Source organism: Variovorax sp. LjRoot290 (assembly GCF_964253985.1).
Classification (GTDB): domain Bacteria; phylum Pseudomonadota; class Gammaproteobacteria; order Burkholderiales; family Burkholderiaceae_C; genus Variovorax.
This window is the reverse complement of the sequence record NZ_CAXURW020000003.1, coordinates 166,857-180,015: the sequence shown is the minus strand read 5'-3', so window position 1 is coordinate 180,015 and position 13,159 is coordinate 166,857. Positions and strand designations below refer to the sequence as shown.

Sequence of the window (13,159 nt, the reverse complement as noted above, 5' to 3'; positions counted from 1 at the left end):
TGCGCTGTGACCGGCACTACCGGGACAGCCGCCGGTACGCGCTCCAGTGTCGGATGGCCATCTGCCCGTGGCCCAGCTCATCGTGGATGCGGCCCGAGTTGTAGTGAGCGTCTGCGAGTTCGGGGTCGAGCTGCAGCGCCTTGTCGTAGCTGTCGAGCGCTTCATCGAAACGGTTCAGATCTTCGAGCGCCACGGCGCGGTTGTAATACAGGAGCGGTTCATCGGGGCGCTGCGCGATCGCCTTGGTGAACAGGCGCACGGCCTCGTCGCACTCACCGCTCTCGCAGAGCAGCGCGCCCAGGTTCAGGGATGCGTTGGTGAAGTCTGGAGCTCCTTCCAGCGCCTGCCTGTAGGCGCGCATCGCCTCGGCGTCGTCGACGCCTTCCAGGGCTTCACCCCGGAGGTACAACTCCTCCGGTGAAGCTGCCGTGGCCGACGGCTTGGTGGCCTCCACGTGCCGCAGCACGGTCACGCCCCCGCCCTTGCTGTCCGCGCCGATCTCGAAGTCCATAAGCAGCTGACCGGTGTCGGCCGCCCACTGAGCATCCCGATTGCGCACGGCGATGTCGTTCCCCACCGCGGTGATGCGCAGGCCAGAGAGAGGAGCCTCTGCGGGCAGTTCGTCTTTCAGGCGGCGCAGTGAGCGAAGAATCTTGGCGGTGGGGATGCTCGCGGCGCGCAACTCGTGCGCCGTGCGCAGCAGCACGACGTCCTGGAAGGAAAACAGATAGGCCAGGCGCGGCCCTCTCCTGGGCTTCACGAAGCCCATCTCGACCAGGCGAACGATCGCGCTGCGGGAGAGGCCAAGCATCTCCTGAACGCTGCGAAGCGTGTGCGACTCCAGACCAACCTCCCGTCAACGGACTGAGGGGCGAGCTTACTTCCTCGCGCGGGTGCGGGCCGGCGTCGCCACCGCTTCCTCGGTCTTCGCAGCTCTGCGCACGCCCTTGCGCTCCTTGGCGCCCAGGTCGGCAACGTTGCCCGCGGCGGCGGTCTTAGCCGCAGGCGCCTTCGTCTCCGGCTTGGGCCGCTTCAGGCTCGCCATAAGCGCCTCGGTGAGGTCGATGACCTGGGCGGTCTCCTGCTCGCCCGCATGCGGCGCAGCGACAACCTCCTTGCCCGCGATCTTCGCGTCGATGGCGGCCAGGATGCGCTTCTTCTCTTCGTCCTCGAACATCGTCGGGTCGTAGGTGTCCTGCGAGATCTGGTCGATGAGCTGCAGCGCCAGCTTCAGCTCAGCCGAAGACGGTTCGACGTTCTCGATGCCAAGGTCGGCCATTGAGCGCACCTCGTTCGCGTACAGCAGCTGCTGCAGGACAAGCCCATCCTCGGCAGCCCGCACCTGGACAACGTACTGCTTGCCCTTCCAGGACCACTTGGCCAGCGCGCACCGGCCGCTCTCGCGCATCGCAGCGCGCAGGAGGCTGTAGGGCTTGCCGCCGCGCTTGTCGGGGGCCAGGAAATAGGCCTTGTCGTAATAGATCGGGTCGACTTCCTTCTCGGGAATGAAGGCGACGATCTCGATGACATGGCTTGTGCCTTCTTCGAGCGCCTTCAGCTCTTCGGGCTTGAAAAGGACGTACTGGTCCTTCTCGAACTCGTAGCCCTTGACCATTTCCGAACGCTGCACGACCGTTTTCATGTCCTTTTCGGCCACGTATTGCTGCTTCACACGCCCGCCCTCAGGCGTCAACATGTTGAAGCGGATGGCCTCCGAGGACTCGGTCGCAGAGTAGAGCTTCACCGGGATCGAGACCAGGCCGAAGCTGAGCGACAGTGATGCGATGGAACGAGCGGCCATGGTTTCCTCGTGTCGGCGGCGCAATCCGGCCGCTGGAAAGGGGAACTTGCCATGTTTTTCCTCTCCGCGCTAGAGGCGGAATTCGTCCACTTTCCACGCCCTGAAACGTCGCATAGCATGCGGCAGATGGAGCCCCGGCAAATCGAACAGATGGTCCCAACCGAACTCGTAGTCGGGTTCCCATGAGCGCAACCGAGACCATTCCCTTCGTCTATGCGCCGGAGGACTTCGAAGTCAACGACGCGAGGATCCTGCGTTCCGTGCGCACCCCTGGCGTCGAGGGGACGGCAGTTTTCGGGAAAACGACCGACGGTTGGACCAGGGTTGTCGTCACGATTTCTGGCGAGCCCGAGCCAATGCGAATCGCGCGCGCCGGCCTACCGATGGAGGCCCAGGACCTCGGCTGCGATAGGCGAAAGGCGATCAAGCCGCGCTCGAAGAAGTGACTGGACTGGCCATGGATCGCGCATACCGCCTGATGTCGGTGCTCAGCTGGGGCGCAGCCGCCGGCGAGCCATCTCCGCACTCGTCACCTTCTTCCGCCGCCGGAGCCACCCGCCTCCGAGGGCGGCGATTCCCAGCATCAGACCTCCGCCTACCCATCCCAGGTGCCTCGTACCGAACGGCAACGGGGCGCCAGAGGGATCGGCTGGGGCCGGTGCAGACGTAGTCCCGCCGGCGCTCGCCCCTTCCGCGGCAACGGGTCCGCTGGGGGGCGCGCTCCCACCGGTAATTGGAGCCGGCGGCGGCGCAACTTCCGATGGGGTGCTCGCCTCGGATCCAACAAGGGGCGCGACGCTCAGGTTCTGCAGTTGATGGGAGACTTGCCGGCGAGGCCTGGTCGGCGTGGACGGCTCCCTTTGCTGCGCCACGGCCGCGGGCAGCTGCGGCAGCGCGGCTACTGCAGGCAAGTCGACCATCTCGGGAGCTCCGGCACTCTCGCTGCCTGAAGCAGCCTTCGGGCGGCCCAACGCGGTGAAGTGTTGCCATGACGCGGAGATCACGGCCGCGCGGCATTCTGGGCCAGCCGGCAGACCCTGCAAGCGCGTCTCGAACCCGTTGATCGATGCCTGCTCGTAGCCCAGGCTCTTGAACACCAGCTGTGCGTCGTTCAAGCGGCTGCGAGAGGTGGGCGAGATCTGAGCCAGGTCAGCATCTGCAGGCCGGGCGCTCCCGCCGCACAGCTCGGCAGCTACGTCACGCAACAGGATCGACGCGGATGCTTCAAGCTGGGCTCGATTCACGGCTTGCGACCACGAGGGCGCAGATAAGGAAGCGAGGAGGAACAACCAACAAACGGGGCGAGGCGCGAACATCGAACCTATCTTCGCCGCAGGCACCCACCTTGCGCCACGAGAGTTACTCGCCGACACGCCGTGCACGAAGGGCGCCAGCTGGCGAACGGCCATGCAGCGGTCGTCAGGGCGAGGGTCGCGCCGGGCCGAGTCCCACGCGCGCGAGCAACTCGCCGGTCATCTGTCCAGCTTGCTCGACCTGTCGCACCCGGTCATTGATGACGCTCAGCAACTCGTGCTCGCCGCAAACCAGAGTGTCGCCCGAACCCGGAGTTCCATCGGTCATCTCGCCAGGGAAAGAGAGGTTCCAATACGGCCAGCCCACAGGAAGCACCTCGATGCTGTAGGCGTCCGCCAGCGCGAACGCCGGCCCGGCGACCGATTCGAGGAACCCATGGTCTGGGGAGGCGAGCGGGACCGCGCGGTACGGCGTCACCGTGAATGCGAACCTCACGGGCGCATCCATGTCGAGGATCCCGGTTCGAACGAGAGCACCGAGATCGCCCGGGGCGCTGTTCGACCAGGCAGCTGCTTGGCTGCCCAGGAATGCAAAGGCGTCGCCGGAATCACAGAGAGCCAACAGCCGTTCCGCGCACCCAGGCGATTGCCCGTATGTGCGAAGCAGCTGACCCACGAGCGGGCGCCGATGGGCGTCGGCGTAGAGCCGGTGCCCAGGTCGCGCTCTAGTCGGACCACCGCCTTGCTTGCGACGGAGGTGTTCAGGCCGAGCTGTTTTGCCGCGGCGGTGAAGCTGCGGTCTCGGCGACCCGCGCGAAGATGGACAGGTCGTTGAGGTCTGTGGGCCGGGTAGTCTGCATGTGGCAGCCATAGGCCAAGTTGCCGCAGGTGCTTCGCCCCTCTGTCCTGGGCGGGGGTCGAGGCGCGGCTGAAGCGCAGGGCTTCGATCAGGCGGACGGGCATCGCGTTGGCGCAGCGAGTCTTGCAGCCGACGCGGCAAATTTCGCCGCAAAAAAAGCCGGTCCAGCGCAAGAAACGCCGAATCTGGCGCCCCGCCGATGATGCGGCCCGGCGTGGCACTGCGCACAATCCAAGTCGCCGAGTGCGCCAATGGTCCCATTGGCGATGCGGCGGAATCCAGATCCTGGCCCATTTACAGGACGCTGCCATGAGCCTTTTGAAGTCTCTCACCTACTCCGCGGTGCCACATCGGGCTCGTCGACGCGAAGGGCCCCATTCGCCGCGTGCCGGCAGGTCGCGCTGCTGCGCCGGCTTGGCGAAAGTGGCCGGGGCCATGGCGCGTGCGGGCGCTTGGACGCTGCTTCGCACGGTTGCGGCCTTGCTTGCGGTATGGCTGGCGACCGGTTGCGCCGCGCTGCCGGTGCCGGAGTACCGCGCAATATCACACGCCTTGCCTCCGGTGTCCTCGAGCCCGCTTGTCCGCCTGGCGCAGGCCTCGACCCCCGATCCCGAGCTCAGCGGCTTTCGTCTCCTGCCGACCGGCCCTTACGCGCTCAGCACGCGCGCGGCGCTGGCGAGGCGCGCGCAGAGCTCGTTGGACCTGCAATATTTCGTGTTCCAGAACGACGCGACCGGCCGCCACCTGATGCGACAGATGCGCGACGCGGCCGCGCGCGGCGTGCGCGTGCGCCTCCTGATCGACGACATGCACACCATCGGCCTGGATGAACTGCTGGCCGACCTGGCGGCACACGCCGGCGTCGAGGTGCGTCTGTTCAATCCGTTCTCGGCCGGGAGACAGACGCTTGCCACGCGCTTCGTTTCCTCGGCGCTGGACTTCTACCGGGTCAACCACAGGATGCACAACAAGTTGTTCATCGCCGATGGCGCGATGGCGGTGACTGGGGGCCGCAACATCGCTGACGCGTACTTCACACGCGATCCGAACCAGAACTTCGCAGACCTCGACGCGTTGGTCATGGGTGCCGCGGTCACCGAACTCGCCAGCGCGTTCGATGACTACTGGAACAGCGAGTTCGCCATTCCGATCGAACATTTCACCGGGTCGGCCACCTCGCCGGCGGAGCGTATAAGTCGTTTCGACGAGGCCGTGCGGGGGGACCCGATCCCGCATGAGGTCACCGAAGAAAAGACCGACATCCTCGGCTACGGTCCTGTCGTGGAGGAACTTGACGATGCGCGCATCGGACTCATCTGGGGGCGCGCCAAGGTCTGGGTCGATCCGACGGAGAAGGTCTGGAATTGCAGGCCGACGCCGGACGGGAGCACGGCGGAGCACCTGCATACGGTGCGCCTGCAGGTAGAGCAGTTGATGCACGGCGCGCAGCGCGATGTGACCCTGAGCTCGCCGTATCTTGTGCCGGGGGGTACCGGGATGCGGATGTTCCAGGAAGGATTGCGCCGGGGGGTCGGTTTCAAGGTGCTGACCAACTCGCTGGCGGCCACCGACGAGCCGCTGGTTCACTGGGGATACATGCGGTACCGGAGGTCCATGCTGAACATGGGCGTGGAGCTGTACGAGCTAAGCCCGACCCGTGCCACCCGGGACCGCAGCTTCGGGTTGTTCGGCAGCCAATCGCTCGGACGGTTGCATGCCAAGACAGCCGTCATCGACGAACAGTACGTTTTCCTCGGCTCGATGAACTTCGATCCTCGTTCGGACGCTCTCAACACGGAGATCGGCATCATGGTCGAAAGTCCCGAGCTCGCCAGGGAGGTGCTGCGCCTGATGAGCCTGGACAAGTTGCGCGGGTCCTACCGAGTGCGGGTCAACGAACACTCCCAGGCCATCGAGTGGGTCGGCATCGACGAGCTGAAGGAAGTGGTGCTTGACCGCGAGCCGGACGCAGACTTGGCGACCCGCGCGTACTTGTGGCTGGTGGCGCCTTTTATTTCGGAAGGCATGCTCTGACGCGAGAGTCGTCCGCGGGCTCGCGCCCCCTGCGTTGCCGCGGCGATACTCGGGGCCGATGGCCGACTTGCATTGCTCCGATGAAGCTTCGTTCTTAAGCGTGCGCGACCTCGCCGTGCGATTCGGTGGCGTCGAGGCGCTGGCGGGCGTGTCGTTCAATGTGCAGCGAGGTCAGGTCTGTGGCGTCATCGGTCCCAACGGCGCAGGCAAGACGACGCTCTTCAACTGTCTGAGTGGCCTCTATGCGCCGCTACGCGGGATGATTCGCTTCGAAGGACGGGACCTCCTGGCGACATCGAAGCATGCCATTGCAGGCCTCGGCATCGCCCGCACCTTCCAGAGCGGCGCGCTGTTTCCGGCCATGACGGTGGCCCAGAACGTGATGGTCGGTTGCCACAGCCGAGGCGGCTCAGGCTATGTGGCCACCGCGCTCGGGCTGCCGTCGGTGCGCCGCGAAGAAGAGAAGATCCAACGCCGCACGTTCGCGTTGCTCGACGACATGGGGCTGCTGAACCTGGCACGGGTGCCGGCGGCAGAGCTGCCCATGGCGATGCGCAAGCGTGTCGAACTCGCGCGCGCCCTGGTTGGCGAGCCCAAGCTGCTGATGCTGGACGAACCTGCGGCCGGCCTCGATCACGACGAGGTGCAGGCCCTGAGCCGGCTGGTGGCGCAGGTACGCGAGCAGTTTCGGGTCACCGTGCTGCTGGTCGAGCATCAACTGGACTTCGTGATGCAGCTGTCCGACCAGGTCGTGGCGCTGGACTTCGGTCGCAAGATCGCGGACGGATCGCCGGCTGCGGTTCGCACCGATCCTGCGGTTCTGCAGGCCTACCTCGGGACGGACCGGGCGCCATGAGTGTCCTGCTGCAGGTCAAGGGCCTGGAAGCCTTCCATGGCGCTGCCCGGGTGCTGCACGGCATCGACTTCGAGATCGCTGCAGGCGGCGTGACCGCGGTGTTGGGTGCCAATGGCGCAGGCAAGACGGCCATCCTGCGCGCCATTTCGGCGCTGATCCGCACCCGCGGCGAGATCTGGCTCGAGGGCCGGCGGATCGAGCGTTTGCCCACCGAGGCGATTGCCGCGCTCGGCGTCGCGCATGTGCCCGACGACCGCGGGACGCTGGTCAATCTGACGGTCGAAGAGAACCTGCGCGTCGGTGCCTACCTGTGCCGCGAACGGGAGATCGTCCAGGAGCGGATCGAGCGCGTCTGCGGCTACTTCCCCCGGCTGCGCGAACGCCTGGCGCAGCAGGCAGGCACGCTCTCGGGCGGCGAGCAACAGATGTTGGCGATAGGCCGTGCCCTGATGATGCAGCCTCGCCTGTTGTTGGTGGACGAGCCTTCCTTCGGACTGGCACCGCATGTCATCGACGAAGTCTTCGACTTCATGCAGCACGTCAATCGACAAGAGAGCGTGGCCATTCTGCTCGTGGAGCAGAACGTGACGCGCGCGCTCTCGTTGGCAGACCATGCACTGCTGCTCGAAACAGGGCGCGTGGTTCTGGCCGGAACTAGCGCGGCATTGCGTAGCGACGAGCGGCTGCGACGCGCCTACCTGGGTGGTTGAACGAACACGCAAAGGAAGCTCACGCAATGACGTACCTGTTGCAGCAGATCGCCTCGGGCCTTGCCATGGGGGGCATTTATGCCTGCCTCGGCCTTGCGCTGGTCATGATCTACCGGTCGACGCATCACATCAATTTCGCGCAAGGCGAAATGGCGATGTTCTCGACCTTCGTCGCCTCCATGCTGCTGAAGGCGGGCATGCCCTACGGTGTTGTGTTTTTCCTCACGCTTGCCTTCGGCTTCGTCATGGGCATGGCCATCGAACGCGTGGTGCTTAGGCCTTTGAAGGATGCACCCGAAGTCTCGATCATCGTGGTGTTCATCGGGCTCTACCTCGGCATCAACTCGCTGGCGGGCTGGCTCTTCGGCCACCAGTTGCAAGGCTTCCCGAGCCCGTTCGCTTTCATGGAGCATCAGACGGCGCCCACCACCTGGATGTCTGCGCACGAGATCGGCACCCTGTGCGTGGCCCTTTCCGCGATGGGACTGCTGCATGTTTTCCTGCGGCGTACGCGGCTGGGGCTGGCCATGCGGGCTGCTGCCGAGCACCCCTTGGCGAGCCGTCTCGCCGGCGTCCCGGTGTCGCTGATGCTGTCCCTGGGATGGGGCGTGTCGGCAATGATCGGCGCCGTCGCCGGGATGATGGTGGCGCCGGTGCTGTTCCTCGATCCAAACATGATGAACGGTGTGCTGATCTACGCCTTTGCGGGCGCTCTGCTGGGCGGCATCGACAGTCCATGGGGCGCGGTCGCTGGCGGCTTGATCGTCGGCGTGCTGGAGAACCTGGCGGGTGTCTACGTCGTCGGCACGGAGCTGAAGCTGTCGGTGGCCCTGCTGGTGATCGTCGGAGTGCTTCTGTTGCGGCCGTCCGGGCTGTTCGGACGAAAGCTCGTCGCGAGGGTCTGACGCATGAGTGCATACCTTGCCGACATGCGGACGGGACCCTGTGCCGGCCCGGACCGCTTCGAGACCCGGGGTGCAGCGCTGGTGCTGGGCATGGCGCTCGTGCTGCCGCTGGTCGTTTCCGACTACCGGCTTTTCCAGGCCACCATGGCCATGAGCATGGCGATCGCGGTGCTGGGGCTGAACCTGCTGGTGGGCTACAGCGGACAGCTCTCGCTGGGACACGGTGCGTTCTTCGCGTTGGGCGCCTACACCGTCGCGGTGTTCGTGAAGCATGTCGGCCTGGCCTGGTGGTGCGCGCTCCCGATCGCCGCGACAGCGTGCTTCGTCTCCGGCTTCCTCTTCGGCTGGCCGGCGTTGCGTCTGAAGGGACATCACCTCGCGCTCGCCACGTTCGCGCTTGCGCTCGCGGTGCCGCAGCTGCTGAAGTCCCGTCACCTCGAAAGATGGACCGGCGGGGTTCAGGGCATCTTGCTCCCGAGGCCGGAGGCGCCTGCCGGCTGGCCGCTGTCGGCCGACCAGTGGCTGTATGCGATCACCCTCTCCATCGCGGTGGCCATGTTCGTGGTGGCCAGGAACCTCGTGCGCGGGCGAATAGGGCGTGCCATGGCCGCGATCCGCGAGCAGCCGATCGCCGCGGCCGCGATGGGTGTCAACGTGCCCTACGTCAAGGCGATGACTTTCGGCATCAGCGCGCTCTACGCGGGCGTCGCGGGCGCGCTTGCGGCGGTGGCGGCATCCTACGTGGCGCCCGATAGCTACGGCATGTTCATGTCCATCCTGTTCCTCGTCGGCGCGGTGGTGGGCGGGCTCGGCAGCGTCGGGGGCTCCCTGGCCGGCGCGCTTTTCATCCAGTTCGTCCCTGGCGTGGCCGACGACCTTTCCAAGTCGGCGCCGTCGGCGATCTACGCGGCCTTCCTGATCCTAGCCATCTACGTGATGCCGGCAGGCTTCGCAGGGCTCGTGCGAAAGGTTCGTCGCTCCCTCAGCGCACGCCGTGTAATCAACTGCAGCGTCGATTGAGAAAATGTCATGTGTAACTCGGCCCTTTACGCTGTGTCGCGGGTCGGCGCCGACATAGGATCGAAATTCCTTTTCCGGTACTCGGCTTGTGGAGACAACGGCATGAAGCGAAAGTCACTCCTGTTGGCGACGATGCTGGCGCTGGTGCTGGGCGCCACCGCGCAAGCGCAGAAGCGCTACGACCCGGGCGCGTCCGACGCCTCAATCAAGATTGGCCAGACGCTGCCGTACAGCGGCCCCGCGTCGGCCTATGCCGTGATCGGCCGGGTTCAGGCGGCCTATTTCCGCAAGGTGAACGACGAAGGAGGCGTCAACGGGCGCCGGATCGACTTCGTGAGCCTGGACGATGGCTATGCGCCACCGAAGACTTTCGAGGTTTCGCGGCGGCTCGTGGAGCAGGAAAAGGTGCTGCTGCTGTTCCAGACCGTCGGCACTCCCACCAACATGGCCATTCATGAGTACGTCAACGCTCGCAAGGTCCCTCATCTGTTCGTCGCGACAGGGGCATCGAAGTGGAATGATCCCGTCGGTCATCCCTGGACGATGGGCTGGCAGCCGAACTATCAAACGGAGACGCAGGTCTACGCGCGTGACATCCTGAAGGAGCGACCCAATGCCAGGATCGCCGTGCTCTACCAGAACGACGACTACGGCAAGGACGCCCTCAAGGGACTGCGCGACGGGCTGGGCGCCAAGGCGGCCGGGATGATCGCCGCCGAGGCAAGCTATGAGGTCACGGACGCCACCATCGACTCGCAGATCCTGCAGCTCAAAGCATCGGACGCAGATGTGCTCGTCAACATCGCGACGTCGAAATTCGCCGCGCAGGCGATCCGAAAGGTGCATGACATCGGCTGGCAGCCGCGGCATTACCTCAACAACATCTCGCAGTCGGTCGGTGCGGTGCTGACTCCCGCGGGGCTCAACAAGTCGGTCGGACTGATCACCAGCATTTACAACAAGGATCCGACCGATCCCAAGTGGGCGGACGACCCTGCCATGCAGGAATGGCGCGCATTCATGCGCCGCTACTATCCGGAGGGCAATGTAGAGGACGCCCTCAACGTCTACGGCTATGGCGCGGCCCGCGCGCTGGTGCAGGTTCTCAAGCAATGCGGCGATGACCTGACCCGGCAAAACGTCATGCGCCAGGCGGCCAATCTGCGCAATTTCGAGACGGGTGTCGAACTCCCCGGAGTACGCCTCAATACATCGCCCACACGCCACGCACCGATGCAGGCCATGCAGCTGGCGCGCTTCGATGGCAAGTCCTGGGTCGAGATCGGCCACGTCATCAACGTGGCGGACTGAGCCAGGAGCAAGCCGCGTCGCGGCTCATGCACGTCGATGCGGCCGCTCGGGCGTGCCGGACGGCATCTGCCATGCCCGCGAGTGCGATGGCGGCGGCCGTCCGGAGCAATCCAAGGGGTCACAGGGATCCCACGTCGAACTGGCCACGTGCAGCCGCGCGGGCTTCTTCGCGGACGGTGGCGCGGGCGAGCGTGCCGCCCGTGGCGAAGGCGGTGCCGCCCGATGCGCCGTCTCCATAGACATTGCCAGCACGTGCGATGGCAACAGCGCCGGCACGCACGTCGCTGCGCGAAAGGGCGCTCGCAAGCTGCGTCGGGGCGCCGGATGCGGCGCCTTCCGCATAGGGGTTCTCGCTGCGCGCGGCAGCAATGGCCTGGGTACGCACTTCGGCGCGGCTTTGCGTCGACTGAAACTGCAGCACGCCGTGGTACTCCTCGGCGGCGGCGCCGACGGAGCCCAGCGATGCGAGCAATGCGAGGGTGGCGGCGGCGGTGATCTTCGAGACTTTCATTTCGGTTTCCTTTCGATGAGGGCTGGTAAGAAGAGTTGCTGTGGCCGGCTGCCAGCCCGGGGATGCAGCGACACAGTGGGGTCAATGCTAGGTGCCGACTCGTTGCTTGATAAGCCAGCCGACTCGCCGAAAGCTTTGAAGCGTTCCTTCAGGATCGACTGGTCAGTTTGACTTCAAGGTCCATGCACCGATTGCCGGCTTATCGCGCGCGCCGTCGCCTCCTAGTATGCGGAGCAGCTCGCACCCGCCATGAACTCCACCGTCCATCCCTCTTCCGACACCCCATCCGCTTTGCCGGATGCGACGCCCGACAGGCCGCTACGCCTGGTGGCCGGTCTTTGGCGACGCCACTGGCGGCTGTTCCAGGGAGGCCTGGTCCTGACCCTGATGGCCACGGGCTTCGAACTCTGCCTCCCGCTGGCAGCGGCCAGGCTCGTGGCCTCTATCTTGGCGCCGGACTCCGCCACCGGCGCCGTCTGGTATTCCTGGAGTCTGCTCGTGGGCGCTTTCGCCGGCGCGGCACTGCTGCGCAATGCGGGCTTCCGTTTGCTGCTGGTGGTCGCGGCCCGCAACATGGCGTTTATCGCCGATGCGACGCATGCCGCAGTGCAGCGGCTGGGTCCGGAATGGCATGCGGCCCAGCCTGCCGGCGCCACCATGCGTCGCCTCAGCCAGGGCATGTGGGGCTACGACAGCGCCACCGATGCCATCGGTCTGCGGCTGGCGCCGGCCTTCGTGATCCTGGTCGGTCTGTGCGGGCTGATTGCGTGGCGGCTGCCGATCGCGGGCGCGTGGGCGGTTGCCGTGCTGGTGCTCTTCTTGCTGCTCAACGCCTGGGCGGGCCGACGCTACCTGCGCCCTGCCAACCGGGAATCGAGCGCGCTCGATGCACAGCTCAACGCGGAGCTCGGCGACGCGCTGTGGGGCCATGCGACAGTCCGGGCGTTCGCCGCCGAAAGTTACGAATCGGCTCGCATGGCGACGGCAACCGCCCGTTGGCGTGACGCGATCACGTGCACCTGGCGCCGGTTCGTCGACGTCGGCCTGGCCCAGAACGCCTTGCTTTGGCTGCTGCTCGTCGGCGTCACGGGCGCTGCCATCCGGGCGTGGTCGCACGGGCAGGCGCATGCCGGCGATGTCGCGTTCGCGATCACGGCCTTCTTGCAGATGGCCGCCTACCTTCGCAACGTCGGCGACGACGTGCGGAGCATGCAGAAGGGTCTGGACCAGGTTGCCGCCGTCGCAGAAATCATCCATGCACCGCCTGCGCCGACGGACGCCCGGACTTTGCTCGCCAAGGCTCCGGTGCCGATGTCGGTCGATCACATAACGTCCGGCGAGATCGCGTTCGAAGACGTGAGCTTCAGCTACGGCCGCGGCAGGGGAGCGCTATACACCTCGCTCGACCTGCGCGTGCGTGCGGGCGAGACCATCCTCATCGTTGGGCCGAGCGGATCGGGCAAGTCGAGCCTGGTCAAGCTGCTGCAGCGCCAATACACGCCGCAGCAGGGCCGCATCCTCGTGGGCGGCATCGACGTGGCAAGCCTGCCGCAGGACCAGTTGCGGCGGTCGATCGCCGCGGCATCCCAGGACACGGGACTGCTCCACCGCTCCATCCATGACAACATCGCCTATGCCCGGCCCGATGCATCGCGGGACGAGGTCATTGATGCCGCGCAGATGGCTGGTGCTCACGACTTCATCGTGGCGCTGCCGGACGGCTACGAGACGCTCGTCGGCGAGCCGGCGAAGTGCCTGTCCGGCGGGCAGGTCCAGCGCATCGCGCTGGCGCGTGCCCTGCTGTCGCGGGCGCCTATCCTGGTCCTGGACGAGGCGACCTCGGCGCTCGACGACGCGACCGAGCGCGGCATCCTCGCCCGCCTGGCCGGCCGCGCGGGT

The 13,159-nt window shown here is 66.0% G+C and carries 12 protein-coding genes and 1 pseudogene; 8 read left to right on the top strand and 5 right to left on the bottom strand.

The features are described from left to right. Nucleotides 1-16: 16 nt before the first annotated feature. Nucleotides 17-769 carry a tetratricopeptide repeat protein gene (locus ACSQ9A_RS38250; protein ID WP_436307961.1) on the bottom strand — a complete coding sequence of 251 codons (753 nt, stop codon included), beginning with the start codon at nucleotides 767-769 and terminating at the stop codon, nucleotides 17-19. A gap of 108 nt (nucleotides 770-877) precedes the next feature. Then, entirely contained in the window at nucleotides 878-1,801 is a 924-nt protein-coding gene (locus ACSQ9A_RS38245) for a Ku protein (RefSeq protein WP_436297917.1), read from the bottom strand. Between the two features lie 182 nt (nucleotides 1,802-1,983). On the opposite strand from ACSQ9A_RS38245, the gene ACSQ9A_RS38240 reads away from it, so the two are divergent. Further along, complete coding sequence (locus tag ACSQ9A_RS38240; protein ID WP_436307960.1) at nucleotides 1,984-2,247, top strand: hypothetical protein; 264 nt, start codon at nucleotides 1,984-1,986, stop codon at nucleotides 2,245-2,247. Nucleotides 2,248-3,220: 973 nt separating this feature from the next. Here ACSQ9A_RS38240 and ACSQ9A_RS38235 read toward each other — a convergent pair. Both ACSQ9A_RS38235 and ACSQ9A_RS38230 read right to left on the bottom strand, forming a co-directional pair. After that, nucleotides 3,221-3,562, bottom strand: a complete 342-nt coding sequence (locus tag ACSQ9A_RS38235) for a hypothetical protein (RefSeq protein WP_436307959.1) — start codon at nucleotides 3,560-3,562, stop codon at nucleotides 3,221-3,223. Beyond that, entirely contained in the window at nucleotides 3,547-4,017 is a 471-nt protein-coding gene (locus ACSQ9A_RS38230; RefSeq protein ID WP_436307958.1) for a helix-turn-helix domain-containing protein, read from the bottom strand. The genes ACSQ9A_RS38235 and ACSQ9A_RS38230 overlap by 16 nt, the downstream gene beginning before the upstream one ends. 19 nt (nucleotides 4,018-4,036) lie before the next feature. Here ACSQ9A_RS38230 and ACSQ9A_RS38225 point away from each other — a divergent pair, with 19 nt between their 5' ends. The 6 genes from ACSQ9A_RS38225 (at nucleotide 4,037) to ACSQ9A_RS38200 (ending at nucleotide 10,749) form a co-directional block, all read left to right on the top strand. After that, entirely contained in the window at nucleotides 4,037-5,947 is a 1,911-nt protein-coding gene (locus ACSQ9A_RS38225; protein ID WP_436307957.1) for a phospholipase D family protein, read from the top strand. Between the two features lie 100 nt (nucleotides 5,948-6,047). Next, nucleotides 6,048-6,803, top strand: a complete 756-nt coding sequence (locus ACSQ9A_RS38220) for an ABC transporter ATP-binding protein (RefSeq protein ID WP_436307956.1) — start codon at nucleotides 6,048-6,050, stop codon at nucleotides 6,801-6,803. Continuing rightward, complete coding sequence (locus tag ACSQ9A_RS38215) at nucleotides 6,800-7,513, top strand: ABC transporter ATP-binding protein (RefSeq protein WP_436307955.1); 714 nt, start codon at nucleotides 6,800-6,802, stop codon at nucleotides 7,511-7,513. Before ACSQ9A_RS38220 ends, ACSQ9A_RS38215 begins: the two co-directional genes overlap by 4 nt. A gap of 26 nt (nucleotides 7,514-7,539) precedes the next feature. Continuing rightward, a complete protein-coding gene (locus ACSQ9A_RS38210) occupies nucleotides 7,540-8,418 on the top strand; it encodes a branched-chain amino acid ABC transporter permease (RefSeq protein ID WP_436307954.1) in 879 nt (292 codons plus the stop codon). 3 nt (nucleotides 8,419-8,421) lie between these two features. Beyond that, nucleotides 8,422-9,438: a branched-chain amino acid ABC transporter permease gene (locus tag ACSQ9A_RS38205; protein ID WP_436307953.1), complete on the top strand. Its 1,017-nt coding sequence runs from the start codon at nucleotides 8,422-8,424 to the stop codon at nucleotides 9,436-9,438. Nucleotides 9,439-9,570: 132 nt separating this feature from the next. Then, on the top strand, nucleotides 9,571-10,749 hold the full coding sequence (locus ACSQ9A_RS38200; protein WP_436308244.1) for an ABC transporter substrate-binding protein: 1,179 nt from the start codon (nucleotides 9,571-9,573) through the stop codon (nucleotides 10,747-10,749). Between the two features lie 118 nt (nucleotides 10,750-10,867). Here ACSQ9A_RS38200 and ACSQ9A_RS38195 read toward each other — a convergent pair whose 3' ends face one another. Beyond that, nucleotides 10,868-11,260, bottom strand: coding sequence for a helicase SNF2 (locus ACSQ9A_RS38195; RefSeq protein WP_436307952.1), 393 nt, complete (start codon nucleotides 11,258-11,260; stop codon nucleotides 10,868-10,870). 249 nt (nucleotides 11,261-11,509) lie between these two features. Between ACSQ9A_RS38195 and ACSQ9A_RS38190 the strand changes: the two are divergent. Further along, nucleotides 11,510-13,150, top strand: a pseudogene (locus ACSQ9A_RS38190) (ABC transporter ATP-binding protein); the annotation flags it as partial. Nucleotides 13,151-13,159 lie beyond the last annotated feature (9 nt).